This window comes from Haloferula sp., from assembly GCF_049672945.1.
Lineage (GTDB): Bacteria > Verrucomicrobiota > Verrucomicrobiia > Verrucomicrobiales > Akkermansiaceae > Haloferula.
In genome coordinates, this window is the sequence record NZ_JBATWY010000227.1 from 1 (window position 1) to 4,487 (window position 4,487).

The 4,487-nt window shown below is 60.5% G+C and carries 4 protein-coding genes; 2 read left to right on the forward strand and 2 right to left on the reverse strand.

Annotated elements, in window-relative coordinates:
• Both WBG04_RS19945 and WBG04_RS19950 read right to left on the reverse strand, forming a co-directional pair.
• Window positions 1–677: hypothetical protein (locus tag WBG04_RS19945; protein WP_424316479.1), on the reverse strand; the 677-nt coding region annotated here is incomplete at its 3' end.
• 142 nt (window positions 678–819) lie between these two features.
• Window positions 820–1,533 (reverse strand): RNA polymerase sigma factor, encoded by a 714-nt coding sequence (locus WBG04_RS19950; RefSeq protein ID WP_424316480.1) that lies wholly within the window; start codon window positions 1,531–1,533, stop codon window positions 820–822.
• A gap of 92 nt (window positions 1,534–1,625) precedes the next feature.
• Between WBG04_RS19950 and WBG04_RS19955 the strand changes: the two genes are divergently transcribed.
• Both WBG04_RS19955 and WBG04_RS19960 read left to right on the forward strand, forming a co-directional pair.
• A complete protein-coding gene (locus WBG04_RS19955; RefSeq protein ID WP_424316481.1) occupies window positions 1,626–3,917 on the forward strand; it encodes a tetratricopeptide repeat protein in 2,292 nt (763 codons plus the stop codon).
• A 395-nt stretch (window positions 3,918–4,312) separates the two neighbouring features.
• Window positions 4,313–4,487: helix-turn-helix domain-containing protein (locus tag WBG04_RS19960; RefSeq protein ID WP_424316482.1), on the forward strand; the 175-nt coding region annotated here is incomplete at its 3' end.

The following is a 4,487-nucleotide window of genomic DNA, read 5'->3' on the forward strand; positions in this document are numbered from 1 at the left end:
CTCCCCGCAACAAACTGAACACCGCGGAAGTCACTCGCGATGGTGTAGCTGGCAAAATCGATGGTCCCTTGGCTGGCACCATCAATAAACCATTCAAACTCGCTGCTCTCTGGCAAGCCAACGGCCCGGATCGTGTGAAAGTCATCGATCGAACCCGCGCCCAAGCTGACCAAAGTACCGCCATTGGGTTCCACATAGAAGTTCCCATCCGCATCTTGGCCGACCCAGAACCCGACCCGCGTGCTACCACTGAGACCCCAGCCTGGATCGTCGGCCAGAGCCAGGCCCCACGAGGTAAATCCGGAGGGCCCCGGGGCCAGATTCGATGACTTGACGGTGAATTCGAAAACCCAGCCGTCGTAATACATCGCGCCGAGTTCGGAGCGCGTCAGGAATCTTTGGTAACCGGGAAGATTGAACGCCCCGTCCGTCAACTGGTCATGAATCTGCCACGCCACGCCCCCCGGAGCCGCCACCGGTCCGACATTGGCAGGAAAATCGATTCGACCATCGGTGTCACCATCCGTTCCTGGTTCGGTGGTATCGGATGACACCCAGCCTTGGGTCACAGGATTTGGATCAGCTGCACTCGAGTCATAAATGACGTCCGCTGAGGCGGCTTGAAGCACAGGAAGCGCGGCGAAAAGTGCGCAAAGAAGAAGGACGGCGTATTTCATGGGACTGGAAGTGGGATGGATTGGAACGACTCGTTCCACCCTAGTTCTAAGGACAATTACGCAAGTCATTACAGGCGAATTGGGATTTTTAAAAGATTTTCCGACCTTCTGCCTGTTTCACCCGAACCGCGGTCCCCGAGCCCTACCCCAGCGATTCCATCAAATGACGAAGCTCCCCCTCGACCTCATCCTCGTCGGCCACTGTCGCCATGACCTGCCACCGCATCAGCTCTCCAAAGCGCTTCCGCAGCCGGAAAACCGCCACCCCCACCGCATTTTCACGCATTCCCAAACGCTCCGCCACCACCCGGTAGCCATCGCCATCATCCGTCAAAAATGGCCGTAACTCATTGAAAAGAGCCTCTTTCCCCTTCGCCCGATACTCTTCTTCAAGCTCCCCGAGGGTCGCTTCCAGCACCGCATGCGCCCAACTGCGGTCGAATGCCAGCTCCGGCGATCCCGTCTCGCCCTCAAGCACCTCCTCGAGCGCCGCCGCATCAAAAGACAGGATCTCCTTCCCCCCGCCACGCTTCTGAGCCTGCGCCTTGTCGCGCTCATCATTGAGAAATCGCTTGAAAGAGGTCAGCAGAAAGGAGCGCAGCCGCCCTTTCTCCTGCCGTGCACGATCCAGAAAGGCCCCGCCGATCATTTTCGCAAAAAACGCCTGAGTCGCGTCCTCGGCATCGTGCCGCGAGCACCCGCTCCGCCGCGCAAAGGCATACAATGGCGGCCAATAGATCGCGCACAGCTTCTCCATCGCCAGCTGGGCATCGCGATCATCGCTGCGCGTCTGGACCACCATCGTCCACGCCGTTGACGGAAATCCCGAACTTCCCTGCCGCGTCATGTCTTCCATTCGCCGCCCAACCTGCCGCAAACCCGCCGGACTTCAAGACCGCCGATCCCGCTCGCCGACCCTCCCCCTCCCGTGTAGCCTCGCCACGCCGCATGCCACGCCTTCTCCAGCGCCAGCGACTCTACCGCCGCCTGCTCGTTTGCGCGGTGCTCCTCCTCAGCCTGCTCGCCGCCCTCTACTTCCATTCGGAAAAGCAGAACCGCAGCCTCGTCGAGCAAGCCGCCACCCAGCAGCGCGCCGCCAATCTCGGCAACCGCGCCCGCGAGCAGGCCGAAGACCTCGCCGCCTTCATGCTCGATGACCTGCGCGATCAGCTCGTCCCCCTCGGCCGTACCGAACTCCTCGGCGATGCCGCCAATCGCACCCTCGAATACTTCGAAAACCTTCCTCCCGAACTCATCACCCCCTCCACCCTCGAAGCGCGCGCCTCGATCCTCGGCACCCTCGCCAATGTCCACCACGCCCGTGGCGACCTCGATCAGGCCGCTTCATTCTGGGAACGATCCATCACCCTTCGCAAAGAAATCCTCGCCGACTCCCAGGACCCCCTTTCCGACACGCTGAAAATCGCCGGAGCCTTCAACGAACTCTCCATTCCGCTCCTCGAAGCCGGAAAAATCGCAGCCGCACGCGAAGCCTGCAAATCCGCCCTCGCCCAGCTCGACACCCTGCCCGCCGATACTGCCGACCCCGACATTCTCACCGCCCGTGCCGCCACCCGCTTCGCCCTCGGCGACTGCGAGCGCACCGCCGGCAACATCGAAGGCGCGCTCATCTACTATGAAAGTAGTATTGAAATCCTCGGTGAAGAGCCCCCCACAAGCATCACCGCCCTCCAGCTGCTGATGACCTGCCACAACAACTCGGGCTTCTGCCACATGAGCTTCGGCAATGATCAGGCCGCCGAAGAATCCTACGCGCTCGCCCTCGAACCCGCCAGAAGCCTCATCCAGCTCGAACCCGAAAACCGCCACTGGCAAAAGGAAATCGCCACCCTGCTCAACAACCTCGGAACCATTCATGACGAACGCGAGGACTTCGAACGCGCCCTCCCCTTCCTCACCGAAGCCCTCGCCCTGAGGGAAAGCCTCGTCGCCTGGGACCCCGCCAACACCCGCTGGCAGCTCGATCTCTCCAACTCGCTGCGCAACATCGCCTCCCTCCACCTCAGCGAAGAGCAAACCGAACTCGCCTTCCCTCCCGCACGCCGCAGTCTCCGCATCTATCAAAACCTCCTCGCCCGCGAGCCCGGCAACCTCGAATGGCTCGACCACATGCAGCGCGAAACCCGCCGCTTCACCCAGCGCTTCACCGATCTCGGCGATGAAAAAAGCGCCCGCACCCTCAACGAGGAAGCACGCCTCTTCGCCGAAAACCTCGACCAGCCCAGTGTCGCTTCCGCCAGTTGGAACCAATTCCTCTCCCGCCTCTACAACGACCTCAGCGCCATGTCGGACGAAGCACCCGACAGTCAAATCGAAGCCCGCCTCCGCTCCACCATCCTGCGTGCCGAAAATGTCAGCGAATCCCCCGAAGATCCCGAAACCATCTACCAACTCGCCGCCGGCTTCCTAGACCTCGGCGAAGATCACCTCCGAGCCGGCAACGACGCCCAGGCTCTCACCTGCTACCAACTCGCCCGCTTCCTCCTCGAAACCCGCACCCCCGAACGATTCTACCGACGCGAACTCCTCATCGACCTCTGCCTCCGCCGCATCCACCATCTTACCCGCGAGCTCCGCCAGCATGAGAAACCCCTCATCAAGAGCGGTACCGAGTGGAAATACTACGACCTTCGTAATCCACCTTCCGCCGATTGGAACAGCGAATCATTCGACGACAGCACCTGGGAATCCGGCCCCGCCCAACTCGGCTACGGCGATGGCGATGAAGCCACCCTCCTCGACTTCGGCCCCGATCCCCTCCGCAAGAACCTCACCGTCTGGTTCCGCCACGACTTCACCCTCGATCGACCCATCGGCCTCCTCCCGCTCCGTCTCAGCCTGCTCTGCGACGACGGCGCCGTCGTCTACCTGAACGGCATCGAGATCCTCCGCCAAGGCATCCCCGACGGCCCCGTCACTCCCACCACCGTCTCCAATCTCACCGTCAGCGGCCTGGCCGAAGAAATCCATCACATCTTCATCCTCGACCCCTCCACCCTGCCCCTCAAACAAGGCCGCAACCTCATCGCCGTCGAAGTCCACCAGAACGAAGCGGCCAGCAGCGACATCAGCTTCGACCTCGAACTCCTCCCCGCCGCGCCACTCCCCGCATTGCTGGAAAACTTCAAGCTCACCGAAGCCCAAACCTTCCTCGCCGAAGCCATCCCCCCCATCCTCGAAAAGTGGATCAAGGACGAAACCGTCCCCGCGGCACCATGACGCATCTGAAAAAGGCCGAACGAAGGCAAACTTCGAAATAGCCCGACGGAAGTCAGGGTCCGTATCTGAGGCGAAAGAAAAGGATCAGTCCGGATACTCAAGGGCTAAGACTTCCCCCGACCACCCGTTTCACAAAACCCTCTCACAAAATCCTCGTCGGCCGCTAATCTGCTGTTTGCCTGGCATCCTTTTGGGGTTCACCCACCGTAGCAAGCGAATGATGGCTTGCATCGGAGACCCACTATTCAGTAAAAAACCTTCATAGTTTCAATCTTAATGGGTTGTGCCCCCGTCAGCTCCGTTCCCTTCAACTACTAGGGAGTCATTAATTCGGTCGCCAGAAATCCCCTCTTGAGCGGCTTGGATTCAAGACCGAAGTGCGACAGATTGGGCATGTGAATTACAGTCAAATCAGCAAGGAGGAGCGATATGCCATCGCCGCAATGCGCGGAGAGTATGTAGGAGTCGCAGAGATCGCAAGGCGCCTGGCGCGTCATCCCAGTTCGATCTACCGCGAACTCAAGCGCAATGCCTCGGTTCATGACGGGAACTATCGGGCGGAACATGCTT

Coding starts and splice junctions, on each gene's coding strand:
- WBG04_RS19950 (WP_424316480.1), bottom strand. CDS start 1,533: ATGGAAGACATGACGCGGCAGGGAAGTTCGGGATTTCCGTCAACGGCG.
- WBG04_RS19955 (WP_424316481.1), top strand. CDS start 1,626: ATGCCACGCCTTCTCCAGCGCCAGCGACTCTACCGCCGCCTGCTCGTT.